Source organism: Lactobacillus sp. RTP31084st1_F9_RTP31084_210423 (assembly GCF_040919545.1).
In the GTDB taxonomy this organism is placed as follows: Bacteria; Bacillota; Bacilli; order Lactobacillales; family Lactobacillaceae; genus Lactobacillus; species Lactobacillus paragasseri.
In genome coordinates this window covers 1-25111 of the sequence record NZ_JBCOVH010000005.1, presented here as the reverse complement: position 1 = coordinate 25111, position 25111 = coordinate 1, and the positions used below count along the sequence as shown (strand labels likewise).

The following is a 25111-nucleotide window of genomic DNA, read 5'->3' as shown; positions in this document are numbered from 1 at the left end:
CGATTGGGTTAGCTGGATTCGAACCAGCGCATGATGGTACCAAAAACCATTGCCTTACCACTTGGCTATAACCCATTTGATTGAACTTTTACTTGTTGTTCAATGCAACCAGCTGGAATAATCCAGCAATGGAGGCCAGTGGATTCGAACCACCGAACTCAGAGAGAGCGGTTTTACAGACCGCCGCGTTTAGCCACTTCGCTAGGCCTCCGAAACGTTACTTAATTATAATAACGAACCGCCTAGCAAAAAGCAAGTAAAAAAATAAAAAAGTTGGAAAAACTCCAACTTTTTATTTTCTAGCTTTCTATTTTAGTTGAGCAATATGCTTTTTAATAATTTCAGCTGACTCTCTTAGTTTTTGATCTTCTTCACTAGGTAACTCTAAAGGAATAACTTTTTCTACACCATTTTTACCAATAATTGCTGGATAACCAATATATGTTCCAACCTCATCTAAATAAACTGAAGCTGGTGCAAACAAGCGTGCATTACTAAAGACAGCCTGAATTAAGCGCACTCCGCATGTAGCAATTGCATAGGAAGTATATCCTTTACCAAAGGCAACTTTCATTGAGTTCTTATTAGGCTGTGCGCTCAATTTTTCTTCTTGTTCTTTTGTAAACAATTCTTTAGCGGTTTTGCCATTAATCGATACCGTCGACCAAGCAGTAAATTGGGATGCTCCATGTTCACCTAAAACAAAGCCAGCAACATTTCTTGGATCTTTATTTAATTCTTCACCAACAATTCTTTGCATTCTAGCCGTATCTAAGAAAGTACCTGTGCCCAAGACTTGCTTTCTTGATAAACCAGTCGTTTCTTGCAAAATAGTTGAAATAGCATCACATGGATTTGAAATATTAATTAAAACACCATTGAAACCTGATTCTTTAATTTTTGCTCCGACTTCTTTAGCATTTTTAGCGTTAATCTCAAATTCACCAAATCTGTCCCCAGTCTTAACTGTTGCGGCAATATCACCAAAAGAAGTTACAATAATATCTACATTCTTTAAATCATTGTAGTCGCCTAAAAATACATTAACATGATAATCATTTCTAGCTAAAGTATCACGTAAATCATTGTATTCAGCTTCTGCTTTAGCTTGATTTTTATCTAATAAATATAAATTATCAACAATTCCATGAGTAAACAAAGTGAATGCGACTGTTGCACCAACGTGTCCCATTCCAATTACGGCTACATTTCTCATTATAATTCCCGCTTTCTATAAAATTTCTTACACCTTTAGGATAATCCACTTAAGACAAGTTTTAAATTATTTTTAGATTTTTTGACTAGAAATAATTTGTTCGTGCTGTTTAATATTCTCAATTCGCTTCTCGTTCCTTTTTATAAGTAATAAAAATAGAGCTTCAGTAATCGTAAAAGCTGCTACACGAGAAAAATAATATTGATTTTGCAAAATTGTCTGTCTTACACCAGTCTTTAAATGATAGTCACTCGCTAAAGCAATTGGAGAAGCAGGATTATTAGTGATACTAATAACTTTTAGCTTATTTTTGTGTGCTAACTTTATTTCCTTTAACAAAGCTGCTGATTCCCCAGAATTTGAAATAACAATTAGACAATCCTTCTTGCCTAAATTCATTGTTTGCGCATCAGCTGTTTCAACATTTCCACCAGAAGCAAATGACAATAAGCCGATTTGATTAAATTTGTAGACAGCATCGGCAGCTACTGGATAAGTATCACCTTCTGCGCTAATCTGGATGATTCGGCTTGCTTCAATAATAGAAAGAATCTTTTCTAATTCATCAGTTGGAATTTGATTTAAAGTAGCGTGAATTTCACCAACTTTATTTTTTTCTATCTCTCCTAGCGCTGCCTGCATATCGTCTTTTGGTAGTTTCTTTAACGATTCACTTTCTTTTTGACCAATGCATTGTGCTAATAAAATTTTTAGCTCATGAAAACCAGATAAGGATAAATTACGACAAAATCTTGTAATAGATGCATCACTTACACCTGCTCTTTTAGCTAATTGAGAAATTGTAATGTTTATAATCGTTGCTGGATTCTTGAGAATTGTTCTACCTACCTTTTGATCAGAAGGAGACATGCTACTCATTTGTGCATAAATTTTATCAATAATATTTTCCACGGTTCTACCTCATTTCATAGAAATTATATCATGATTGTAAAATTATTTTCACATATTGATATTTGACTAAAATAATTTTTAATATTATTATTTCTCATGTAAATAATTTTCATGTAATTTATCAGTTGAAAATAATTAACGGAGATTTTTCATGTCAATAATTAGTAAAAAAGCGCTTAGTAAAATACAACCTAATATGACCGTTAGTCTTGGTGGCGGAAGCAACGTTTTAACCCTAGCTAAAGACATGAATAACGCACAAATACCAGGCTTACGCCTTTACTCACCATCTGAGATTACTAAGTTTCAATGTGAGCAGCTTGGATTAAATATTTTAGCTTTAAATGACAATATGCCTAAATTTGATCTAGCATTTGATGGTTGTGATAGTATTGATCAAAATTTTAACGCATTAAAAAGTGGTGGCGGAATCCATCTTTTTGAAAAAATGGCCGCTGAAAATGCAAAAGAATATATTTTATTATTACCAAAAGAACGTTTTAAAGAGACGCTTAATCCTACTATTTCCTTGTGTATTGAAATCATTCCAAATTGTTTAAATAATTTAATGAAAAAAATACCCCAAGGATATACAGCTAAGATTCGTTTGAGCCAGTCAGTAGCATCATTCGCTCATTCACCATTGGGCAATCTCTTAATTGATATTTATCCCAACAATTCTTGGTCAGACATTGAACAATTAAATGATTTTCTTCTAAAGCAAAATGGCGTTATAAGTAGTTCTTATTTTAAAAATCTTGTTACAAGTATTATTACCGAAAACAACAATGAAGCAATTGAAATAAAGAAAGGATAATTAAAATGACAAAATATAATTGGGGAATTATTGGTACCGGTTGGATTGCACATGAAATGGCAGATGCTCTTCAAGCAGTTAAAGGCGAAATATATGCAGCTGCTAACCCAAATGAAATTAGTTTAAAAAAATTTGCAGCTGAAAAAACATCAAGCATTTATTCACCAGTCCAGATGAAATGATTCAAGATCCAAATATCAATATCATTTATATTGCTACACCACATACTTTTCATTATGACTATATCAAAAAAGCCTTAAAGGCTGGTAAACATGTTTTCTGCGAAAAGGCCATTACGGTCAATGCAGATCAATTTGACGAAGTGGAAAAATTAGCAAAAGATAAGCATTTAATTCTTTCTGAAGGATTTACGCTTTACCATATGCCTATTTATCAAAAGGTAAAAAAATTGATTAGTGATGGTAAGCTTGGTCAAATTAAGCTAGTCCAAGTCAATTTTGGTAGCTTAAAAGATTATGATCCTAATAACCGCTTCTTTAATAAAGATTTAGCAGGTGGAGCTCTGCTTGATATTGGCGGCTACGCTACTGCATTTGCCAGAATGTTTTTATCAAAACAACCTGAAAGTATTCTTACCACAGTAAAATTTTTTGAAACTGGTGTTGATGAACAATCAGGAATCATTCTTAAGAACACTAAAGATGAGATGGCAGTCATGGCTCTTTCAATGCGAGCTAATCAACCAAAGCGCGGTGTAATTTCCGGAACTAAAGGTTATATTGAGATATCAAATTATCCGCGTGCAACAGAAGCGCAAATTACTTATACAGCTAGTGCTCATGAAGAACGTCATGAGACAATCAATGCTGGAAGCACTTCTGAGGCCCTTGAATATGAAGTCAAAGACATGGAACGTTATATATCTCAAGGACATGATGATGGTGAATTAGCAATTTCACGAGATGTAGCCCATATTTTAACTAGTGTCCGTACCTCATGGGGGATGAAATATCCTTTTGACGAAAAATAACTGTATATAAAACATAAAGACTAGGAAAAATTCCTAGTCTTTTTATTAATTAATGAAAATCGTATTTCTAGCCTTCCAGTCTCTAATCTTTATTCCAACCCAGAAGCCATAAATGCCAAGAGTAATAATCGTTAATAGAAGCCACTTTATCCAATTACCAAATAAACCAAATGCACTTCCGGTAAATTTCATCCGATATCCTTCGATTACAGTATGATTGATTTCCCATCCATAAATCATGCACACTGCCCAAGGGTAACAAATACCGAAAGTACAAACTGTAATAATTGTTCCTAATAGGTGCCAGCCAATGAAAGATAGCAAACCACCATCAAAAAATGAATTACGCCCATGTCTTGTTTCCATCAGAATAAACCTCATTTCTAGGTACAAAAAAAGCCAGGTAACAACCTGGCAAAACTATTGGGTTAGCTGGATTCGAACCAGCGCATGATGGTACCAAAAACCATTGCCTTACCACTTGGCTATAACCCATCCTTCAAGCCTTTTACTTGTTGGCTCTATTTGAATGAACTTAATCACTCAACGTTTAATATCATATTATAAATAGTAAAAGCTGTCAACAAAATTATCAAAATAAACTTTATTATCTTAAAAAAGTTAAATAAAAAAAAGACCACCAAAAAGGTGATCTTCCTAATTATAATTCAGTTGATATTAGTACCAACCGTTAGTTTGCCAGAACTTTTGAGCACCAGTCCATGAACCGTAGCGTGATTTTACGTAGTTATCTGCTACACGTTCTTGGTTTGCTGCTGAGTAGTCTCCACCAAGGTATGATGCTGATAATTGGTATTTACCGATGTATTGACCATTTCTTGCTGAGTATGAACCACCTGATTCACGTCCTGCAATCCAAGCCTTAGCTGCAGCTTCAGAGCCAGAAGCATTTGAAGTGTAGCTAGTAGTTGTTTGGGTCTTTTGTGCTACTTGAGTAGTTTGTTTTTGTGCTGAAGCGTAGCTGTAAGTTCTTTGTTGTACTGGAGCTGAGTAAGTACGTTGTACATTGTAGTTGTAGTTAGTCTTAGGAGCTTGTGCAACAGTTTGGTGTTGAACTTGAGTTGCAGCCTTAGCTTGAGTATTTACTTGTTGTGAAGCTACAGAAGTAGTTTGCTTTTGTGCTGATTGTTGTACTTGGGTAGTTTGTTGCTTTTGTACTGAAGCTTGAGCTTGTTGAACAGGAGCTTGAGCAGTTGTAGCAGTAGCAACTTTAGCAGTTGCAGCATTTCCACCTTCTACAGTGTACTTAGCCATGATCCATTGGTTTGCGCCAAGGTCATACCACTTATTACCCATGGCATCATAAGCAGTTCTGATAACTTTCCAAGTTGTACCATGTACTAATTCTTTGCCAGTAAAGTGAGCATTTTCAACGCCATCCCAAACGGCAACAGTAGAATTTGCATTATTAATAGTTACAACATTAGTATCATTTTGAACAATAGTAGCAGCTTGTGCGTCATTAGTATTTTGTGAATTTAAAGCTACCAAACCAGTTGCGGTAAGAGCAGCTGCTGCAAGTGACTTAGTTAAGATAGATTGAAATTTCAAGAGAAATTCTTCCTTTCATATTTGTCAGTCATTTAATTTACAAGTTACATAATACAGTCTCAAAATGTCAAAACTATAACATAAATGCTACTACATTATTAAATAAAAGTGCCTTATGTTACAGTTTGTGTAATATTTGTAATTTACACACGCTTTCTTGTAATATTCGGGGGGTACAAAAAAGAGATGTCATTGAAACATCTCTTTTTTAACTATTCGCTATTTTTTAGTACCAGCCGTTTGATTGCCAGAAACTTTGAGCATTAGTCCATGAACCGTAACGTGACTTTACGTAGTTATCTGCTACACGTTCTTGGTTTGCTGCTGAGTAGTCTCCACCAAGGTATGATGCTGATAATTGGTACTTACCAATGTATTGACCATTTCTTGCTGAGTATGAACCACCTGATTCACGTCCTGCAATCCATGCCTTAGCTGCTGCTTCAGAACCAGATACGTTTGAAGTGTAGCTTGATTGTGATTGTGAAGGTTGTGCTTTTTGTACTGGAGCTTGTTGAGTTTGAGTACTTTGTACTGATGAGTAAGAACCTACTGAAGTCTTAGGAGCTGAGTATGAACCTTGAGTAGTTTGAGTTTGTGCTGCAGTATTGTATGAACTTGCTTGTGAAGTAAACAATTCTGAAGCAACATTAGGGTCAACAGTATCTTTACCTAAGCGAGTGTACTTCGCCATTACCCATTGGTTCGCACCAAGGTCGTACCACTTGTTACCTGCATCATCGTAGGCAGCTCTGATAACTTTCCAAGCAGTTGCGTGTGGTAAGTATTGACCAGTCATTTGCTTATCAGGACCGTATGAATTCCAAACTGCAATGCTCTTATGTGGAAGGTAATTGATTGTAACAATCTTTTCTTGTTGGCCAACAGTAACTTCTGCAGCCTTTACAGTATTTTGAGTATTATTTACAATTGCGGCACCTGCTAAAGTAAGAGCAGCTGCTGCAGCGGTTTTAGTTAAAGTTGATTTCAAATTATTGTTAAGCATATTCAAAATTAAATTCTCTCCTTGATAAATTCGATTTGAATCATTTATTTCGTCAATTTCAATTTACAGCATATATAATACATGCCCAATATTTCAGAATAGTTCCCGGAAAATTAAGGATATATTTCATCTTGTTACATTCTTGTAATATTTGTGCTTTAAATTACAATAATGTAACGATGTAACCTTTCTGTAGCAAAAAGGGCAAAAAAAATAAGGGCTAGTAGCTCTAACTCTTATTTTTCCTTCTAATCATTCTTTTATGCTTAATTGCATTAAATTGATCTATATCCGTAAATTTAAGTTGTGGGAAACTTGTAAGAAATCTTTTTTGATTCCATGACAGTGACTCAAGTAATTTATCAAAACGTTGATTAAGCTTATTTTCATCTAGCTTTATCTGCGTATTTAATCGCTCGTCCCATCGTTTAGTACTAATATGAAACTTTTCAACACTGATAATTGTAAGAACAAAGTCTGTCCCCATTCCTAATAAAATGATTAATGCCAAGTAGCCATGAGTTCTCGCTTCTTCCCAATTAATTATCTTTTGAATAAAAGGTTGAATGATTTTTACTAAAAAGACCACTCCTACTCCCCAAAATAAAGAAATTACTGGAGCAACTCTCCCCTGTACATTCCCCCACAAATGGGAGTAATCCCATAGCTTCATATGAAAAACATATTGTAAAAATACACTTGCGCAATACTCAAAAATTGTCGCCACTATTATTCCTACTACATACAATAGGAAAAGATTATCCTGAATATGATAAGTAAAGATTAAAATGGTAGTTACTGCAAATCCATAAACCGGACAATACGGGCCAAACAAAAATCCGCGATAATCATAATGATGATCTTTAATTGAACAATATATCGTCTCCCACATCCAACCAATCACTGAATATGTAAAAAAGAGCACGATAATTTCAGAAAAAGTAAATGGCATTTTTAATACCTCATGAACAAACTTTAGTATTTCTTCTATATTAAAGATATCATTATTTAACTAAATAGCATCCTAAAACAACTCTGGAAAAATTAGCTAAAAAGCGTAAAAATAAACTTATCTACATATGAAAGGTATATACAATGAAGAAATTCAATAAAATTGCTAGCAAATATGCAAACTTTCTCCGCTTTTTTATCATGATCGCTTTAGGAATTTTAGGCGCGTTACTTATTGTTCTAATGTTTGGACAACTACTTGCAATTGGACAAAGAATGATTAGAAATAGCTTCATTCACATACCAATCAAAGTTTTGGATGAGATTGTTACTTTCTTCCTCTTTTTTGAGTTTTCAGCAATGATTGTTGCAGCCCTTAAACACATGGGACATACAAGCTTAAATTTTTTGATGAGCTTAGGAATTACCGCCTTGTTAAGAAATTTAATTACTGCTCATGGGGAGCCTATGCAAATTTTAATTCATTCAATTGCAATTTTATTATTAATTATCGGAATCGTTATTTTGAATAGACACATAAAACTATAAATTCAATTCATAGGCTAATCGATTAGGATCTTTTGGATCCTCCTCTACCTGAATAATTCCTCGTTCACTAAAATTATGCTTTAAAGCCAAATGTTGCATGATTCTATTTTTACGTGACGTATCAATTCTAAAATTTCTAATTTCTTGGCTAACCATTATTGAGATTAGATCCGAAAACATCAAGTTTGCAAGATGCATTCCGCGGTATTTATTACTAATAGCTAATCGATGAAAAGTCGCATAATCAGATGTCTTATTTTTCCAAGAACCATCAATCTTTTGGTAGGTTGGCTCTTCGCCAATTATACTGGCTGCATAACCAGCAACTTGATTATCTACTACTAAGACAAAAGCACATTTATTTCTGATATCATTTTGTATCGTTTCTTCATTAGGATAACTGCCCTGCCACTGACTACTTCCGCTTTGCTTTAGAAATAATTTTGCTTCATTAATAATTGTCATAATTTCAGATAAATCATGATTATTAGCATAACGTGTATAAATTAAAGTCACTATTTTTCACTACTTTCATTTTTCTAATAGTATACCTAAAAAAGCAGGGAAAAAACCCTGCTTTTCATAATGTTTATTTCTAACTTTCCTTCAAAAATTTTTCTAATTCTTCCTTAGAAAAACTATCTCCATAATCTTTTTCTAAACGTTGTAAAATTTGTTGATCGTTTCCACCAAAATCTTTTAGAGCTAGAATCAATTTCTTTATTCCTATTAATTTTTCTTTTTTCTTTCCTTCTTTCGTCCCTTGTTCGATACCTTGCTGAATCCCTTGACGAATGCCTTGCTGTATTCCTTGTTGTATTCCTTGCTGCATCCCTTGCTGCATTCCTTGCTGCATTCCCTGATTTATTCCTTTTTCAATTCCTCGTTTTAAGCCTCTCTCTTCTGCATCTTGTTCACGTTCTAGCAGCTTAGTTTCATAATCCATAATCATATCCCTCCATTTCTCATCACTATTAATTTCTTTAATTCTATTTTGAGCAATATCAAAATATGCATCACCAGATATAGGCAAGTTTTTCATTAGCTTTACCAAATTAAGTAAAGTCTTAGTTTCATTTCCACTAGGAATTCCATTTGAATTAATTATAATTTTGGTCAGTCCATCCTGCAATACATCTGTTTGGTTATCAGAATTTATAGTTAAATACTTACTTTTAATTGGCTTCTTTTCAGCTAAATTAAATGAGCAGAGAAAAATTATATAGACATTCTTTAGATTTCGATATGTACTTCCTTTCTTCAAAGTATATCTTTGATCTGCCTTCGCAGCATAGTAACGCATTCTGCGTGCTATATCATCAGTGTTTGTTGTCTGTACTTCAATGTTATAGAGATTATGATTATAATCTTCAACTAAGATATCTAAACGAACGTCTTTCTGATCATAATGTTCGGGATCATTTATTTCTTCTTGCTTATGTGGAAAATAGATGTCTTCAATAGCTAACTCTGGCAAGATTCCTTGCAAAACATGCTTGCAAAATTCTTTATTTGACATTACTTCGCCAAATACCTTGTCTTCTGTAAAACCGAACCATGGTTTTTTATGCATATTTTTCATTCGGCACCTCTTTCATACTTTTGTTCTATTAGTTATTACGCGAAAAAATGCCGAATTTTTTCATTATATTAAAAATGTGTAAAAAAAGCCTTTCAAAGCAAGTTCTACGGAACTCTTTGAAAGGCTTCTTTAGTTAATACCCTGAGTGCTGAATGCCAGAATCGAACTGGCGACCTCTTCTTTACGAGGGAAGCGCTCTACCAACTGAGCTAATTCAGCAACTAACATTAGAATTATAACAAAGATTTTCTTTCTCTGTAAAGTATCAACAAATTTTTGCAAATAAAAAATCGAAGTAGTATCTACTCCGACTTCTAATTAAAAATTAGCTGCATCTGGATCAGTAGCTAAGCCACTAACTCCATGTAAACTATCTAATTTATTCATCTGTTCAGAACTCAAGTTAAAATCAAACACTCCAGCGTTTGCTCGAATGTACTTGTCATGAACTGACTTAGGTAGTGGTAAAAATCCATGTTCTAAAGACCAGCGAATTAAAACTTGTGCTGGAGATTTTCCTACTTCACTAGCTATTTCATTGACAGTTTCATTACCTAATAATCCACCAGTACCTAAAGGACTATATGCTTCACTAAGTAATTTTAATTCATTATTAACTTTAACTACATCTGGTTGTAAATCACTTGGATTAAGCATAATTTGGTTAACCACAGGTTTTATTTCTGCAGTTTTCAGAAGTTCATCTAAATGACGTTTTCTAAAATTAGAAACTCCAATTGCCCTAATCTTTCCAGCTTGTACTGCTTCTTCCATTGCTCGCCAGCTTTCAGCATTTGCTTCAGCCCAATGGTCACGCATATCAACAGGATTAGGCCAGTGAATTAAGTATAAGTCTAAATAATCAACCTTTAAACTTTGCAAACTCCTATCAATTGCTGCCTTAGCCGATTTATAACCATGGTCTGTATTCCAAAGCTTAGTTGTAATAAACAAATCATGACGATTTATGCCACTATTTTTTATCGCTTGACCAACACTTTTTTCATTACCATAAGCTGCTGCTGTATCAATATGCCGATAGCCTGCATTAAGTGCTACTTCAACTGCATGTTTTGCAATATCTCCATCAGGTGTTTGCCAAGTTCCAAAACCAATAATTGGAATCTTTACACCATTATTTAATGTATATGTATCTTCAAGTGAATTAAAATTCATACATCTACCTCATTTCTATATCTAACCGTATTATAAAAGTAAATTAAGAAACTTTTATAACAGAGATGCTCCTATCTACTTAAATAAATCGTTAAAGGCTTCTGACATAGTTGGATGAGTATAAATCTGATCTCTTAAAACCGTATAAGAAAGATGTGCCTTCATTGCCAAAGAAATCATATTAATTAACTCATAAGATTCAATTCCATATAAAGTTGCGCCTAGAATTTCTTCAGTCTCAGGATCAACTAAAGCCTTAAACAAACCTCTACTATCTTTAGCAACTTTTGCTTTTGGAATGGCTGCAACTGGCAACTTAAATAATTTATATTCCTTATTTTGATTGTGTGCTTGCTTTTCATTTAAGCCAACTTGAGACAAAGCAGGTGAAATAAAGACACTATAAGGAACCACTTTACGATCACTGATCATCCGTGCACCTGTACCAAATAATTGATCTTTAATAATTCTAAAATCATCTAAAGAAATATATGTAAATTGAAGACCACCCTTAACATCTCCAATCGCCCATACTTTATCAACTGTTGTTCTTAAAAAATCATCTACTTTAACTGCACCGCGGTCTGTTATTTCAATTGAAGTATTTTCTAAACCAAGATTTTCAATATTCGGCTTTCTTCCCGTTGCAGCTAAGATCCGATTTGCGCTAATTTCTTTTTCTTGACCGTTTATTTGATAACGAACTTTTGCTTCATTTTCTTCATCAATAATTTCTTTGATATCAGCTCCAAGTTCAAAATGAACCCCTGCATCTTCTAAGTCCTTTTTGACTAATTGACTAATATCAGCATCTTCTCTACTTAAAAATTCTCTGCTATGATCAAGCACTGTTACTTTACTGCCGTATTTTGCAAACATACTTGCAAATTCTAACCCAATATAACCAGCACCAATAATTGTTAGATTTTCTGGCATTTTCTTTTCATCCATTGCCTGCGTAGAATCAAGAATATACTTACTTTCTTTTAAACCTGGAATTGGTAACATTACCGGAACAGCTCCGGTATTAATAAAAATACGCTCTCCCTTAAACTGCTCCTTTTCACCATTAGTTAAAACTACTTCAATTTCATGATCCGCAATAAAGTGAGCTTCACCATCCAAAACTGTCACTGTCTTTTCATCTGCTAACATATGATAGTTTTTATTCCGCAATTGTGCAGTCATTTCATTTTTTCCACTCACTGCATCCACATATGAGACACCATTTGAAGCTTCAATAATTAATCTTTTTGACGGTAAGCAGGCGATATTAATACAAGTACCACCGTACATTTTATTAGATTTTTCAATTACTAATACTTCTTCACCTTTTTGAGCTAAAAACTTAGCTAAAGTTTTCCCACCTTTACCAAAACCAATGATAATATTTTTAATTGTTTTCATAATTTTATCCTCTTACTTTTTATAAGCTTGCTTCTTTAACTATTATTTTAAACATATAATATAAAATTGCACTATTTTTGCTTATAATTTTTTGTGATTATCTAATATCAAAGAAAAAATAAAGAATCATAGTGGCAACACACAAATTTTTTAATTAGAATTTTCAAAATAAGTTATTGTGCTAAAATTAACTTGATTCGGTTATTATTTAATAAAAAAGGAGTAACTAGTTAATGCGAGTATTAGTTATTGGTGGGGCCGGTTATATTGGTTCTCACGCTGTTAGAAAATTAATTGAAGAAGGTAACGATGTCGTTGTCCTTGATTCTCTCTATACTGGCCACAGAAAGGCTGTTGACAAGAAAGCCAAGTTTTACCAAGGCGATATTGAAGACACTAATTTAGTAAGCAAAATCTTACGTGATGAAAACATTGATGCTGTAATGCACTTTGCCGCTTACTCATTAGTTCCTGAATCAGTTAAGAAACCACTTAAGTACTACGACAATAACGTTTCAGGTATGATTTCTCTTCTGCAAGCAATGGATGACGCTAAAGTTAAATACCTAGTATTCTCATCTTCTGCTGCAACTTACGGTATTCCAAAGACTTTACCAATTACTGAATATACACCGCTTGATCCAATCAACCCATATGGCGAAACCAAGATGATGATGGAAAAGATTATGCACTGGGCTGACAAAGCTGACGGCATTAAGTCAATCGCTCTTCGCTACTTTAATGTGGCTGGTGCTTCAAGCGACGGTTCAATTGGTGAAGACCATGGTCCTGAAACTCACTTAATTCCAAACATCTTAAAGAGTGCTATTTCTGGCGATGGCAACTTTACTATCTTTGGTGACGACTATGACACTAAAGACGGTACTAATGTCCGCGACTACGTTCAAGTTGAAGACTTAATTGACGCTCACATCTTGGCACTTAAGCACGTGATGGAAACTAACAAGTCTGACGTCTTCAACCTAGGTACTGCTCAAGGCTACTCAAACTTAGAAATCCTTGAAGCTGCTAAAAAAGTTACTGGCATTGACATTCCTTACACTATTGGACCAAGAAGAGGCGGAGATCCTGATTCTTTAGTTGCTGACTCAAGCAAGGCTCGTAAAGTCTTAGGCTGGAAGCCAAAACATGAAAATGTTGATGATGTAATTGCAACTGCTTGGAACTGGCACAAGAGCCATCCAAAGGGCTACGAAGATAAGTAAAAGGTAATAAAAATAACCATTCAGTGATAGACTAACTGAATGGTTATTTTTTTACTTCAATTTATTAACGCACTTTCTCATTTCTTTAATATCCAAAATACTTCGTGCGAATTCTTTTCTTACTAATTCATCTGGTAAATACTCATCATATTTATCAAAAACAGGGACTTCTTTCGGATAAACTAATTCCAAGGGATCAAAATCTTTATTTGCTTCTTCTTTCAGAATTTCTAAAAATTCATCTTTACCTACATCCATCGCAAATTGCATAAAATATGGACGGCTAGAATTGAAGCCTCTTAAGCCAAGACGTTTAGCACATTTTATCTTGATTAGTCTTTCTAATGCTAAAAAAGCATAAGTACCAGTCCAAGGAAAAAGGCACCACATTTTTCCACCAAGCTTAATTAAATTACTCTCTAGCATCCCTGAAATTTGTGCTGTATTCCGAACTTCTTTTAGACGCGCCACAGCTTGTTTCATTAAATATGGATATTGCGTTCTTTCACCTAAAATTTTCCTCATCCTTTGCAAAATTTTAGGTTGAATGTCTCCTGCTACATCCCCAAAATAAGCTGGAATACGCCCTTTAACTGGATGACAATACACTTGATGTCGTTTTCGGTCTACATCCTCTACCACCCAGACCCGGCCAGCAATCGCAATCTTATCTCCAACTGGAGGTGGCTTAACAATTGTTCCCAATTCTTCAGAATCAGATTTAACAGAATATTCTTCATTTTCTTGAAAAACAGCATAAAACTTAAAATTGTTTATTACTCGTTCTCCAGCTAATCCAACAATCAAACCACCGTTTTCGGTTTGTTGAATATGATCTTCTTTGATCAAATAACGCAATAGAACTCGATAATCATTTTGACTAACGTTATGGAAATAATGCAGCGTCAATACACGAGATGCCAGTTCAGCAGGAGTCATTTCCCCGCTTGAAGCTAAGGTAGACATTGTTTGATGATACAACAAACTATAAGGTAATCTGTTTGGTTCTGGTGGCTCTACCCATTTTTCTTCTAAATATAGCTGAACTAAAGCAATTCCTTGGAGTAATGACCAAGGAATAATTTCTGGTAGCATCGCACGGGACTCAGGATGTGACTCCCGCATCACAAACCACATTTCTGCTGGATTTCCTCTGCGTCCAGTTCTACCCATCCTTTGTAAAAATCCAGAGACTGTAAAAGGAGCATCAATTTGAAAGGCACGCTCTAATTTTCCAATATCAATACCTAATTCAAGCGTTGCCGTCGCGCAAGTTGTCATTAATGAATCTTCATTCTTCATTTCAGCTTCTGCAGTTTGCCGATACGCAGCTGACAAATTACCATGATGGATTAAAAAACGATCTGGTTCATGATTTACTTCACAATATTGTCTTAAAACCTGACATACTGCCTCGCATTCTTCTCGACTATTAGTAAAAACCAAACATTTCTTTCCACGTGTATGTTCGAAAATATAAGCCATCGATGGATCAGCCATTTGAGGTGCCTGATCACTTTTCTCATCTAAAACTGGCTGAGCTGGATCAAAGTCATTACTATCAGCTTGTGGTCCATTATCATAAAAATGTTCCATCGATAATCGCCAAACTTGACCCCCACTTTCTGCGTTAGGAACCGTAGTTTTGCGTCTTGAACCTGCTCCTAAAAATCTAGCGGCAGATTTAGTATCACCGATCGTGGCTGAAAGTCCGACTCGCCGGGGATCAACACCAGCCATTTTCGATAATCTCTCAATCAAACAAAAAGTTTGTCCTCCTCGATCTGATCGTAAAAAAGAATGGAGCTCGTCAATTACCACATATCTTAAATCATGGAACAAATTAGGAATATCCATATGCTTATTAATCATCAACGATTCTAATGATTCTGGCGTAATTTGCAAAATTCCCGATGGATGCTTAAGCAATTTTCTTTTTTGTGTTTGAGCTACTTCACCATGCCAGCGCCAAACTGGAATATTAGCATCTTGGCAAAGATCCGTTAACCGTTCATATTGGTCATTAATTAGCGCCTTTAATGGTGAAATATATAGAACCCCAACTGAGTGAGCAGGATTTTCATATAGATCCGTCAAAATTGGAAAAAAAGCAGCTTCAGTCTTACCAGATGCTGTCGAAGCAGCTAATAAGACGTTGTCTTGACTATTAAAAATTGTTTCTGCTGCGCCAACTTGAATTGAACGTAAATTTTTCCAATTATGTTCATAAATATAGTCCTGAATAAAAGGAGCAAAACGTGTAAAAATATCCATTTTTCACTTAAATTCTAAACTCAGCAAAATTATCAGACTTTTTATCGGAAACAGCTTCTGACTCAGTATAAGAAAACTTATCAGAATTAAGTAGCTGCTCAATATTAGTCTTGGGATTTTGCCAAACAATATCTAATAATTCAATAAAATCACGAATAATCTCACGTGGCGTGATATTGGAAGAAGCACCCACGCGTGAATATTCAATTTTAATAAATTTTTCTAAGTCATCCTCTGTAATTGTTCTTTCATATCCATATAAATGAGCGTGCATGTCTGCCAATTTTTCAGCCAAAACTAACATTTCTTCAGGAGTAAGAGGATCAAGTTTGATAACAGGAGCATACATGTCCCTATTACCAGCTTCTGAAAATTTTCCGCTAGCAAGACGTGAACGTAAAGCCTCGTAAGAATATACGCCTCGTCTCTTATCTTCAACAGCTTGAGGCGTACCACACATAATAATTCCCAAATACTTTGATTTTCCTTGTAAAGCATCATTATACATTGTTAGTATCTTTTCATAATTGTACTGCCGGCTGATACTATTCGGAATTTTATAAATATTAACTAATTCATCAATCATGATCATTAAACCTGCATATCCAGCCTGTCTAAAGAATGAAGCAAATAGCTTAAGATACTCATACCAATCATCATCCGAGATTACAATATCTACTCCTAACTCCTTTTTAGCCTGAGTCTTATTTGCATATTCTCCCCTAAACCATTTAACAACTTTGGCTTTAGTTTCTTCATCATCATTAATATAGGCTTGATAATACATTTCGAGCAATTTAGCAAAATCAAAACCATGCACTAATTCAGAAAGATTAGAAATTACAGCATAGATCTTTTTATTAACTGCTTCTTCAAAAGCAGGATCATCCGTATTTAAGTTAGTCTCGGTGGCAACCTGCATTTGAATTGTATTAATCCAGCGATCAAGAATTAAAGTTAAGGCCCCACCTTCTGGTCTAGTCTTAGTAGAAAGATTTTGAATCAACTCACGATAAGTAGCTAATCCTTGTCCCTTTCCACCTTGCAGGCGTCTTTCAGGCGATAAATCTCCATCAACTACGACAAAATTCTTATCCATTACATAATTTCTAATTGTTTGAAGCAAAAAGCTTTTCCCAGACCCATATCGACCAACAATAAATCTAAAAGATGCACCACCATTTTCAATTAATTCTACATCGTGTAACAAGGCTTCAATCTCAGCTTTTCTTCCAACGGTAATATAGGGTAAGCCAATTCTTGGAACTACTCCTCCTTTTAGGGAATTTAATATAGTTTGAGCTATTCTCTTAGGTACTTTTCTTGTCTTATTAATAGCCATCTTTCTAATTTTTTCCTTTCAAAAACATGTCTTCTATATCTTCTTGATAGTCTTCAATTATTGTTGGCACATCATTGAGAAATTCGATCACATTATCGCCGATTTCATCAAAAAGTCTTTCATTTATATTGTCGACCACAACTGCTGTCATTAGATGCTTTCCTTTAAGATATTGATCTGGATTCTCGCCTTTTAAAAGCATCTTAATAGTATGCAATTCTGCTTGACTCAGACCATAATCTTCAAAATCCTCGTCTTTATCTTTTTCATTTATTTCTTCAAGTTGCCTTTTTTCTTCTTTTTCAGCTCGTAGTTCTTCTTCAGTTAATAAACTATCCCTCGTACCAGCGGCATCTTCTCTAATGGTAGACAAATGCGCTAAATTAATTTCAATCTTTGGTTGTTTTAATTTATATTCTTCAATTTTGTACTTTTTAATTCCATCTTTTATAGCCTGAAGATAATGCTTTTCAATTTTTCTAGGCTTTAAGCTTCGTCCTACATTAAAGTTCTTCCTAACTTCACGATCAACTTCATGCAATAAATTTCCAATGATACTTTTTTGACCAGCTAGTCCCCAATAAGATTCACAATACCACGAATCCTTTTCTTTATCATAAAAATACTTTCTAATTTGATCAATTTCAAAATTAACTGTTTTAGGCATCAGTTTATGATTGAACACTGCAGCGGAAAATAACTGAACCGTCATTTGATTTTTATAAGTAATATAATTGGTCAAAAAATCAAAACCATCTTGGCGTAAATCTAATATTTGCTGCCAAACTAAAACTAATAAATGTTCAAATTTTTCTGGATTCTTTTTATACAAAGGACAATTTTCAATTTTATAATTAGATAAATTTATTAAGCTTTCTGCAACTTCATGCTCAGAAAATTGTTTTGGGTACAACAAATGCTCATATTTTTTATCCTTTTCTTGTTCTTTCTGAAAAAATTCATTTCTTTTTTCACTAATATTATAAAAAATAATATAGTCACGAATCCATCTATCAAGATATGCTGCCATTTCTGGGGAAAAGCTTTGAGCATAATTTTTATCAAAATCTATTAACTTATCTAACCCTTCTTGAGGATTCTCTACGCCTATTCCATTTAATAACTCATATAAATAAATATAAGCATATGAATTCGATACCTTTTCATAAATACTATTCCTAATCTTGGCACGCCAAGTAAAATAAGTCCTTGCTTGTCCAACCGTTAAGTCATGATAAGCCGGATAATAACGCAAAAATGACTGCCTTTTTTGATAATTGTCTTCATAAGTAGCCATTAATTTGCCTTGTAAATAAAAATTTTGTTCTCTGCGAACTGAACCTGCCAAATCATAACGATATGCCTTAATCATTTTCTGAATTTGCTCAGGAACAGATTCCGTATTTTCAAAATTTAATTCTATTTTTTCTTTGGGAGAATTATTTTGTTTAGAATTATTAGTTTTTTCCCAACTATCAAAGTTTATTTTTTGTTCGTGATAAACATTTTGCTGATTCAATTTATCCGTACTCGCATCAGGTATATAAATTAACTTTTCAGGATTAGGAGCCTTATTTGACATGAGCACTACTTTAAAGGCATATTCTAAAGCTTGTTTTATTTTTTGCTCGCTTAAAAGCAAACTAACTTCTACCCATTTATTATCCTTTATCAAAGAAGCAGCTGAGAACCCAGGTAAATCTTTAATAGTCGTTGCAAAATTGCCACAATTAATATTTAATTTTTTATTTTTAGGATCTAAATCTAAAAGAGCAAACCAATTTTTAGTAATCGGTGAACTAAAAGCAACTAAATTAGAATTATCATTAAGCTCACTAACACTATTCTTTCCAAAGTGTCTAATAGCATAGCTCAAGAGTTCATCAATATTCATGGCTTCAGCTCCTTTCGAACGTATATTCTACTATATTTTACTTGGTTGATCCATAAACTTGCAGTAAAAAAGGCACCGAAATTATTCAATTTCAGTGCCTTGAAAATGATTATTTTACTTGATTAATGACATTAATTGCATTCAGGCTACGTGGATAGCCAATAAATGGGACATTAGCTAAAACTATTTTGGTTAAAAATTGTTGATCATTTCCTAATCCCACATTCGCCTTAGCATGAGCTAATAATTGTGGTTCACAACCGCCTTGGGCAGCTAAGTAACAAAATGTAATCATTTCGCGCTCTTTGTCACTAAAACCTTTCCTCGTATAATAATCACCAAAACAATTATCCACCAACCATTTATTAATAGTCCCTTTTTTAGCAAAATCCTTCATTTGAGGACCAAACAATCTCATTTGAGTTTCCTCGCCTTTTTCAAGTCTGTTTTCCATAGTTGTTGTAGCTTGTTTTGGCAAAGGTAACTTTTCTCCACGATCAAGTAAAATAGTATTAGTTACTTTAAAAAATGGCATTACGCGTCCTAATCCTAAATAATCAACTGCTTGATAAACAATTTCTTTTACTTCAACTGGACTTACACCATTATCTAAAGCTACAGGTAACATCAAGCGATATTCTTCTAAGCCCTGCATCCCTAATAAATAAGCTAAATTAGAAATTAATTTTGTCTTATTTGGTAAATCTACATCATCTTGAACTTCTTCGAAAGTAAAATGACTAATTCGCTCCCATGCTTCTGGATCATTTTCTTTTAAAACTTTTTCATGAATATTTTTTACATCTTCTCTAAACATTAGTTCACGCCTCTTTCTTATGTTTTATATTATAAAGAGAGCCAGATGGATTGAAAATTACTTTCTTTCTATGTAGAAATATGCCATTAAAGTATAGAATAAAAATAGTAAATATAATAACAGCTAAAACTATAGAATAAATTAATTACGTCTGTATTTATGTTGATATTAGTTATTTCAAACCTATACGTTTATTTTATAAAATAACATATTATTCTTGAAGTAATGACAGTTAGCTTTTATATTAAAGATGATTAAATTAACAAATTGATTTGAGAAGGTATATGTAATGACTGATTATGCAAAAAGAGAATTTAAAAGCATTAGACAGAATTGCTAAGAAAATTTCAGATGCAGAAAGTCATTTAACAAAGATTGAAGATAGTATTGATGATAAGAAACATCGCACCGCTCAACACGAAACAATTAAAGATATTAAATCAATTCTTAAGCACGCAAGAAAAGTCGATAAAGACGAAGATAAGATCGAACAATTCAAAGGCGAAGGTCCTAAAGATTCAACAGAAAATCACTACGTCTACGAACAAGAAGAAGAACCTGTTATCAACGATTTAAAGAAAGATTTTAATGAACTAAATAATAAGCTTTCTAAATTAAACGACTTTAACGGCGGAGATATTGATGCTTTTAGAACTGAACACCACTATCTTGAAAAAAGCTGGAAAATTGAACTAATTAATTTATAAAAGGTAATCTAGTAATTAATTTACATACACATCAAAAAAGGAGAAGCAAAATTGCTTCTCCTTTTTATATGCGAATTCATATTGATATTTAAATGAGATATTGGAATAGAGATAAACTAGGCTTCAATACCCTTTCCCTTATAAGTTTCTTTCATTAAGTCTTTAATTTCACTAATTAATAAAGCGGAAGGATTAGTTACGACATTTTGATCTCCATAAGCTTCAACAGCCATAGCGTCAACTTTGTTATTGAAATCAGCCTCATCAACTCCGTTAGCCTTAAGACTAAGTTTCATTCCTACACCGTGCCCTAATTCAACAACTTTCTTAATTAAAGCATCCACTAATTCTTGATCCGTATTACCTTTTAAGCCTAAGCTGCGAGCAATTGCAGCATAATCCTTATCAGCTCTGAAAGTTGAATAGTGAGGACGCATAGCAAGTTTTCTTGGTTTCTTAGAATTAAATCTAATTACATATGGCATAGCAATTGCATCACTCAAGCCACTTGGAATACCAAATTCAGATGATTCAGTATGAGCAATTGCATGTCCTACTCCTAAGAAAGCATTAGCATATGCCATTCCAGCTAGAGTAGCCGCATTATGCATTCTACTTCTTGCGTTTTGATCGCCGTTATATGATTTTTCTAAGTTTTCAAAAATCAACTTAATAGCTTCCATTGACCAGCCACGAGTAAAATCGGTAGCCATTGTAGAAACGTAACTTTCTACTGCGTGAGCTAATGCTTCAAAGCCAGAACGTGCAATCAATTCTTTAGGCATTGTTTCTACAAATTGATCATCAACAATGGCAACATCAGGATTTAAAGAATAATCACAAAGAGTATGTTTAATGCCAGTTACAGTATCTTTAATAATGGAAAATGGTGATACTTCTGAGCCAGTGCCTGAAGTTGTTGGGATACATACTAATTGAATGGCGTTATATTTTGGAAACCTTACCGTTCTTTTTCTAATGTCTAAAAACTTTGAATAGGCATCTTCAAAACTCATATCTGGATTTTCATAGAATAAACGCATTGCTTTAGCAGCATCCATTACAGAACCACCACCAACAGCAATAACTACATCTGGTTTAAAGATATTCATTCTGTGAACACCATCAGCAATTATAGTGGTATCTGGATCTTTAGTTACTGCTTGAAAGACTTCATAGCTCTTCTTTCCACGACGTTGACTAATGATATCGGTAATTTCATTAATGTACTTACTTGCTACGCCTTCATCAGTCACAATGAAAAATCTTTCAACATCTGGCATATGTTTTAAGTAATTTGCAGCATTATGTTCAAAATACGTCTTCTTTGGTACTTTAATCCACTGCATATTATCGCGACGCTTTGCAACGGTCTTAATATTAAGCAAGTCTCTAGCACCAATATTATGTGAGAAAGTATTTGCTCCGTATGAACCAGTTCCCAAAGTAAGAGAAGGAAGCATATTGTTGTATAAATCACCAACCCCACCAACTGAAGCAGGAGAGTTTACTAAGATACGACATGCATCCATTTTCATTGAAAAGTCATCAATAACCTTTTCATCTTGTGAGTGAACGCCAGCAGTATGTCCACGACCACCATAGTTTAGAAGATCAGTACAAATCTTATAGGCATCTTCATGATCTTTAGCCTTGTACATAGTAAATACTGGGGAAAGTTTTTCAGCAGATAAAGGATACTTTTTACCTACACCCTTATATTCAGCAATGATTACTTTGGTATCTTCTGGAACATCTACGCCACATAACTTAGCAATTTGATAAGCTGAACGTCCTGCGACTGGACCAGCAACTGTTCCTCTTCTAGGATCGATAAACTTTTCTTCAAATTTTTTAATTTCATCTGGTTTCAAGAAATAGCAGTTCCAAGACTTAAATTCATCTTTTACTTTGTTGTAAATTTCTTCATCAACTACTACAGAGTTTTCAGATGAACAAATCATTCCATTATCAAAAGTCTTAGACAAGACAATGTCATAAACAGATTCTGGAATATTAGCAGTCTTTTCAATATAAGATGGACCATTACCAGGACCAACACCAATAGCAGGCTTACCAGATGAATAAGCTGCCTTAACCATTCCGGGACCACCAGTAGCCAAGATAGTTTGAACATTTGGATGATTCATTAAAGCACTAGTGGCTTCAAGACTTGGATATTCAATCCATTGAATAGCATCTTTAGGTGCACCCGCCTTAATTGCAGCCTCACGAATAATTTCACCAGTTTTTACACAACTCTTCTGTGCTTGTGGGTGAAAACCAAAAATAATAGCATTTCTAGTCTTTAAAGCAAGCATTGCCTTAAAAATTACAGTTGAAGTTGGGTTAGTAACTGGAGTTACACCAGCAATTACACCCTTAGGTTCTGCAATTTTGACTAATTGCTTTTCCTTATCTTCTTCAATAACACCTACAGTTTTTTCGTGGCGAAGACTATTCCAAATATTTTCACTAGCAAACATGTTCTTGATTGTTTTGTCTTCTACTACACCACGACCAGTTTCTTCAACTGCCATTTTTGCAAGAAGATAACTGTTTTGCTCTCCAGCACTTGCAATAGCTTCACATATTTTATCAACTTGTTCTTGATTGAAATCGGCCATCTCATCTAAAGCAACATGAGCTTTTTCAACATAGCCATCAATCATTTTATTTACATCAATTGTTTTTTCTTCTTTTGTAGCCTTTTTATCTTGCACCATCTAAATTGGGCCTCCTACTCGGAAATCTAGGCATATTTTTATGAACAATGACAGTATAGCGCCTATCTTAGACATTTGTAAATGACTTTGTGCACTCTTTTACAAATTCACAATATGATAAAAAGTAAGAAATAGCTGTTTTAAGTAATGATATCGTTTACATTTTTGATAATATTGAAAAATATTTCACAATATAACTTTGATTTACAATCTTATAAAAAATATTAAAACCTATACGTTTTAACTATTGTCATAGATTTTTATGTTAAAATTTTAATAAACTATGAAAGGAGTTTTACATCTTAATGTCAAAAAACAACTCAGAAACATCTGAGATTAAAACTATGAAGCGTAGTTTAACAAATACCCATATCCAACTAATTGCATTAGGGGGAACAATTGGAACTGGGCTTTTTCTAGGAGTCGGAAACAGTATTGAACTAGCCGGGCCAGCAGTAATTTTTATTTATTGCCTAGTTGGTTTCTTCCTTTTTCTTTTAATGAGAGCACTAGGAGAATTGATACTTTCTGATATTAAGAAAAATACCTATATCGATTTTATTACAGAATACCTAGGAAAAAGTATTGGTACAACAACTGGATATTTATATTGGTTTAGTTGGCTGACGTTAGCTATGGCAGAAATTACCGCTTTAGGTATTTACTTTCAATATTGGTGGCCAAATTTGCAAAGCTGGATTCCAGGATTGATTACTTTATTGTTTTTACTATCTATTAACCTAATTTCAGCTCGAGTATTCGGTAACTTAGAATTTAGCTTTGCAATTATTAAAATCGTAACAATTATTGCGTTTGTTATTCTAATTTTTTATTTATTAATCACAAACTCTGCAACAAAATACGGACACGTAAGCTGGCAGAATATGGTTATTGATGGCGGAATTTTCGCTAAAGGTCCCAAAGGTTTTTTATTAGGTTTCCAAATGGTTATCTTCAGTTTTATCGGAGTTGAGTTAATTGGATTAACAGCTGCAGAAGCCAAAGAGCCTAAAAAAACAATTACTCGAGCAGTTGATCAATTACCAATTAGAATCATTTTATTCTACGTCTTAGCAATTTTAAGTATCTTATTAGCTATCCCTTGGGATAAGGTGTCCACGTCTAGTTCACCTTTTGTTCAAACATTAGGTGCTACTGGTATCAAAAATGCTGGCTCAATAATTAACTTTGTTGTAATAAGTGCAGCTATTTCATCAACCAATAGTTTTATCTATAGTGCAGGGCGGTTATTATTTTCAATAAATTACAAGGGTAAAACTAAATTAAGTAAGCATTTAGGAAAACTAGATCGGCGACAATTACCTAAAAATGCATTAATATTTTCAACAATTTTAATCGCTTTAGCACCACTTTTGAATTTCTTTTTAAAAGATGCCTTTACTTTCATTTCTGCTACAGCGACCAGCATGTTTTTAGTAATTTGGTCAATCATGATCATTACCCATATGACTTACCGAAAGAAAAGCTTAGAAAGCGAACTACCAACCTTCAAAATGCCATTATATCCTTTATCTGATATAGCAGTACTAACTTTCTTTATAGCTATGATCATTATTCTATTAATTTTTCCAAATTATCGTATCCCAATGATTAGTGCAGGCATAATTTTCATAGTACTAGTATGTATAACTCACTTTATACAGAAAGAAATGAATTAGTTCTTTACAGTCTCTAGTTAACTCTAGAGACTTTTTATATACTCTATTAACCTACAAAAAAAGAGAGAATGAAAATATTTTCGTTCTCTCTCTTTCATTTCTTCATTTACTTACTCCGGCTGTCAGGCTCGAACCTGTGACCTCCTGCTTGTAAGGCAGATGCTCTCCCAGCTGAGCTAATCCTCCATTTAGCACGGCGACTGCCTACCCTCGCAGGCAGTTTCCCACCAACTACTCTCGGCGTTAAGAAGCTTAACTTCTGTGTTC

General features: G+C 33.9%; 19 protein-coding genes, 4 tRNA genes and 2 pseudogenes. 6 read left to right on the top strand and 19 right to left on the bottom strand.

The window, feature by feature from the left end:
• Positions 1-3 precede the first annotated feature (3 nt).
• The 4 genes from AB5359_RS09135 to AB5359_RS09120 form a co-directional block, all read right to left on the bottom strand.
• Positions 4-75 (bottom strand) — tRNA-Gln (locus AB5359_RS09135).
• A 54-nt stretch (positions 76-129) separates the two neighbouring features.
• Positions 130-211: transfer RNA gene (locus AB5359_RS09130), tRNA-Tyr, on the bottom strand.
• A gap of 96 nt (positions 212-307) precedes the next feature.
• A complete protein-coding gene (locus AB5359_RS09125) occupies positions 308-1216 on the bottom strand; it encodes an L-lactate dehydrogenase (protein WP_368287209.1) in 909 nt (302 codons plus the stop codon).
• Positions 1217-1288: 72 nt separating this feature from the next.
• Complete coding sequence (locus AB5359_RS09120; protein ID WP_048685707.1) at positions 1289-2128, bottom strand: MurR/RpiR family transcriptional regulator; 840 nt, start codon at positions 2126-2128, stop codon at positions 1289-1291.
• 151 nt (positions 2129-2279) lie between these two features.
• On the opposite strand from AB5359_RS09120, the gene AB5359_RS09115 reads away from it, so the two are divergent.
• On the top strand, positions 2280-2945 hold the full coding sequence (locus AB5359_RS09115; protein ID WP_048685705.1) for a ribose-5-phosphate isomerase A: 666 nt from the start codon (positions 2280-2282) through the stop codon (positions 2943-2945).
• A 5-nt stretch (positions 2946-2950) separates the two neighbouring features.
• Positions 2951-3936 (top strand): annotated as a pseudogene (locus AB5359_RS09110) (Gfo/Idh/MocA family protein).
• 45 nt (positions 3937-3981) lie between these two features.
• Here the strand turns inward: AB5359_RS09110 and AB5359_RS09105 are convergent.
• The 5 genes from AB5359_RS09105 to AB5359_RS09085 all read right to left on the bottom strand — a co-directional run bounded on the left by AB5359_RS09105 (position 3982) and on the right by AB5359_RS09085 (position 7466).
• Positions 3982-4302 carry a DUF898 family protein gene (locus AB5359_RS09105; protein WP_020807429.1) on the bottom strand — a complete coding sequence of 107 codons (321 nt, stop codon included), beginning with the start codon at positions 4300-4302 and terminating at the stop codon, positions 3982-3984.
• A gap of 57 nt (positions 4303-4359) precedes the next feature.
• Positions 4360-4431: transfer RNA gene (locus tag AB5359_RS09100), tRNA-Gln, on the bottom strand.
• Positions 4432-4614: 183 nt separating this feature from the next.
• Complete coding sequence (locus AB5359_RS09095; RefSeq protein ID WP_020807430.1) at positions 4615-5508, bottom strand: hypothetical protein; 894 nt, start codon at positions 5506-5508, stop codon at positions 4615-4617.
• A gap of 226 nt (positions 5509-5734) precedes the next feature.
• Entirely contained in the window at positions 5735-6514 is a 780-nt protein-coding gene (locus tag AB5359_RS09090) for a hypothetical protein (RefSeq protein ID WP_020807431.1), read from the bottom strand.
• A 229-nt stretch (positions 6515-6743) separates the two neighbouring features.
• Positions 6744-7466, bottom strand: coding sequence for a putative ABC transporter permease (locus AB5359_RS09085; RefSeq protein WP_048686668.1), 723 nt, complete (start codon positions 7464-7466; stop codon positions 6744-6746).
• A gap of 143 nt (positions 7467-7609) precedes the next feature.
• Between AB5359_RS09085 and psiE the strand changes: the two genes are divergently transcribed.
• Positions 7610-8014, top strand: coding sequence for a phosphate-starvation-inducible protein PsiE (gene psiE, locus AB5359_RS09080; RefSeq protein WP_048686666.1), 405 nt, complete (start codon positions 7610-7612; stop codon positions 8012-8014).
• Here the strand turns inward: psiE and AB5359_RS09075 are convergent.
• From AB5359_RS09075 to AB5359_RS09055, 5 genes are all read right to left on the bottom strand, one after another.
• Complete coding sequence (locus AB5359_RS09075) at positions 8009-8530, bottom strand: GNAT family N-acetyltransferase (protein ID WP_048686665.1); 522 nt, start codon at positions 8528-8530, stop codon at positions 8009-8011. The two genes, psiE and AB5359_RS09075, sit on opposite strands and share 6 nt — an antisense overlap.
• Before the next feature lie 79 nt (positions 8531-8609).
• Entirely contained in the window at positions 8610-9596 is a 987-nt protein-coding gene (locus AB5359_RS09070; RefSeq protein ID WP_048686663.1) for an Rpn family recombination-promoting nuclease/putative transposase, read from the bottom strand.
• A gap of 146 nt (positions 9597-9742) precedes the next feature.
• Positions 9743-9815, bottom strand: a tRNA-Thr gene (locus AB5359_RS09065).
• Between the two features lie 99 nt (positions 9816-9914).
• A complete protein-coding gene (locus AB5359_RS09060) occupies positions 9915-10772 on the bottom strand; it encodes an aldo/keto reductase (protein WP_048686662.1) in 858 nt (285 codons plus the stop codon).
• Between the two features lie 75 nt (positions 10773-10847).
• Positions 10848-12179, bottom strand: a complete 1332-nt coding sequence (locus AB5359_RS09055; RefSeq protein WP_003648241.1) for an FAD-containing oxidoreductase — start codon at positions 12177-12179, stop codon at positions 10848-10850.
• Positions 12180-12412: 233 nt separating this feature from the next.
• Between AB5359_RS09055 and galE the strand changes: the two genes are divergently transcribed.
• Positions 12413-13405, top strand: coding sequence for a UDP-glucose 4-epimerase GalE (gene galE / locus AB5359_RS09050; protein WP_077410484.1), 993 nt, complete (start codon positions 12413-12415; stop codon positions 13403-13405).
• A gap of 51 nt (positions 13406-13456) precedes the next feature.
• Here the strand turns inward: galE and AB5359_RS09045 are convergent, their stop codons facing one another.
• From AB5359_RS09045 to AB5359_RS09030, 4 genes are all read right to left on the bottom strand, one after another.
• Positions 13457-15679, bottom strand: a complete 2223-nt coding sequence (locus AB5359_RS09045) for a DEAD/DEAH box helicase (RefSeq protein ID WP_048685233.1) — start codon at positions 15677-15679, stop codon at positions 13457-13459.
• Positions 15680-15686: 7 nt separating this feature from the next.
• Positions 15687-17021 (bottom strand): ATP-binding protein, encoded by a 1335-nt coding sequence (locus AB5359_RS09040; protein ID WP_003648239.1) that lies wholly within the window; start codon positions 17019-17021, stop codon positions 15687-15689.
• A 4-nt stretch (positions 17022-17025) separates the two neighbouring features.
• On the bottom strand, positions 17026-18915 hold the full coding sequence (locus AB5359_RS09035) for a TerB N-terminal domain-containing protein (protein ID WP_048685236.1): 1890 nt from the start codon (positions 18913-18915) through the stop codon (positions 17026-17028).
• 109 nt (positions 18916-19024) lie between these two features.
• Positions 19025-19732, bottom strand: coding sequence for a carboxymuconolactone decarboxylase family protein (locus AB5359_RS09030; RefSeq protein ID WP_049148676.1), 708 nt, complete (start codon positions 19730-19732; stop codon positions 19025-19027).
• A gap of 289 nt (positions 19733-20021) precedes the next feature.
• Between AB5359_RS09030 and AB5359_RS09025 the strand changes: the two are divergent.
• Positions 20022-20439 (top strand): annotated as a pseudogene (locus AB5359_RS09025) (hypothetical protein).
• Positions 20440-20555: 116 nt separating this feature from the next.
• Here AB5359_RS09025 and adhE read toward each other — a convergent pair.
• Positions 20556-23165, bottom strand: a complete 2610-nt coding sequence (gene adhE / locus AB5359_RS09020) for a bifunctional acetaldehyde-CoA/alcohol dehydrogenase (protein ID WP_048685245.1) — start codon at positions 23163-23165, stop codon at positions 20556-20558.
• A gap of 305 nt (positions 23166-23470) precedes the next feature.
• Here adhE and AB5359_RS09015 point away from each other — a divergent pair, with 305 nt between their 5' ends.
• Positions 23471-24844, top strand: coding sequence for an amino acid permease (locus AB5359_RS09015; protein WP_048685247.1), 1374 nt, complete (start codon positions 23471-23473; stop codon positions 24842-24844).
• Positions 24845-25111: the final 267 nt, after the last annotated feature.

Bases quoted from the DNA above. Each gene is read 5' to 3' on its own strand.
- AB5359_RS09105 (WP_020807429.1), bottom strand. From the start codon at position 4,302: ATGGAAACAAGACATGGGCGTAATTCATTTTTTGATGGTGGTTTGCTA.
- AB5359_RS09040 (WP_003648239.1), bottom strand. From the start codon at position 17,021: ATGGCTATTAATAAGACAAGAAAAGTACCTAAGAGAATAGCTCAAACT.
- AB5359_RS09125 (WP_368287209.1), bottom strand. From the start codon at position 1,216: ATGAGAAATGTAGCCGTAATTGGAATGGGACACGTTGGTGCAACAGTC.
- adhE (WP_048685245.1), bottom strand. From the start codon at position 23,165: ATGGTGCAAGATAAAAAGGCTACAAAAGAAGAAAAAACAATTGATGTA.
- galE (WP_077410484.1), top strand. From the start codon at position 12,413: ATGCGAGTATTAGTTATTGGTGGGGCCGGTTATATTGGTTCTCACGCT.
- AB5359_RS09035 (WP_048685236.1), bottom strand. From the start codon at position 18,915: ATGAATATTGATGAACTCTTGAGCTATGCTATTAGACACTTTGGAAAG.
- AB5359_RS09070 (WP_048686663.1), bottom strand. From the start codon at position 9,596: ATGAAAAATATGCATAAAAAACCATGGTTCGGTTTTACAGAAGACAAG.
- AB5359_RS09060 (WP_048686662.1), bottom strand. From the start codon at position 10,772: ATGAATTTTAATTCACTTGAAGATACATATACATTAAATAATGGTGTA.
- AB5359_RS09015 (WP_048685247.1), top strand. From the start codon at position 23,471: ATGTCAAAAAACAACTCAGAAACATCTGAGATTAAAACTATGAAGCGT.
- AB5359_RS09055 (WP_003648241.1), bottom strand. From the start codon at position 12,179: ATGAAAACAATTAAAAATATTATCATTGGTTTTGGTAAAGGTGGGAAA.
- AB5359_RS09115 (WP_048685705.1), top strand. From the start codon at position 2,280: ATGTCAATAATTAGTAAAAAAGCGCTTAGTAAAATACAACCTAATATG.
- AB5359_RS09085 (WP_048686668.1), bottom strand. From the start codon at position 7,466: ATGCCATTTACTTTTTCTGAAATTATCGTGCTCTTTTTTACATATTCA.
- AB5359_RS09030 (WP_049148676.1), bottom strand. From the start codon at position 19,732: ATGTTTAGAGAAGATGTAAAAAATATTCATGAAAAAGTTTTAAAAGAA.
- psiE (WP_048686666.1), top strand. From the start codon at position 7,610: ATGAAGAAATTCAATAAAATTGCTAGCAAATATGCAAACTTTCTCCGC.
- AB5359_RS09045 (WP_048685233.1), bottom strand. From the start codon at position 15,679: ATGGATATTTTTACACGTTTTGCTCCTTTTATTCAGGACTATATTTAT.
- AB5359_RS09090 (WP_020807431.1), bottom strand. From the start codon at position 6,514: ATGCTTAACAATAATTTGAAATCAACTTTAACTAAAACCGCTGCAGCA.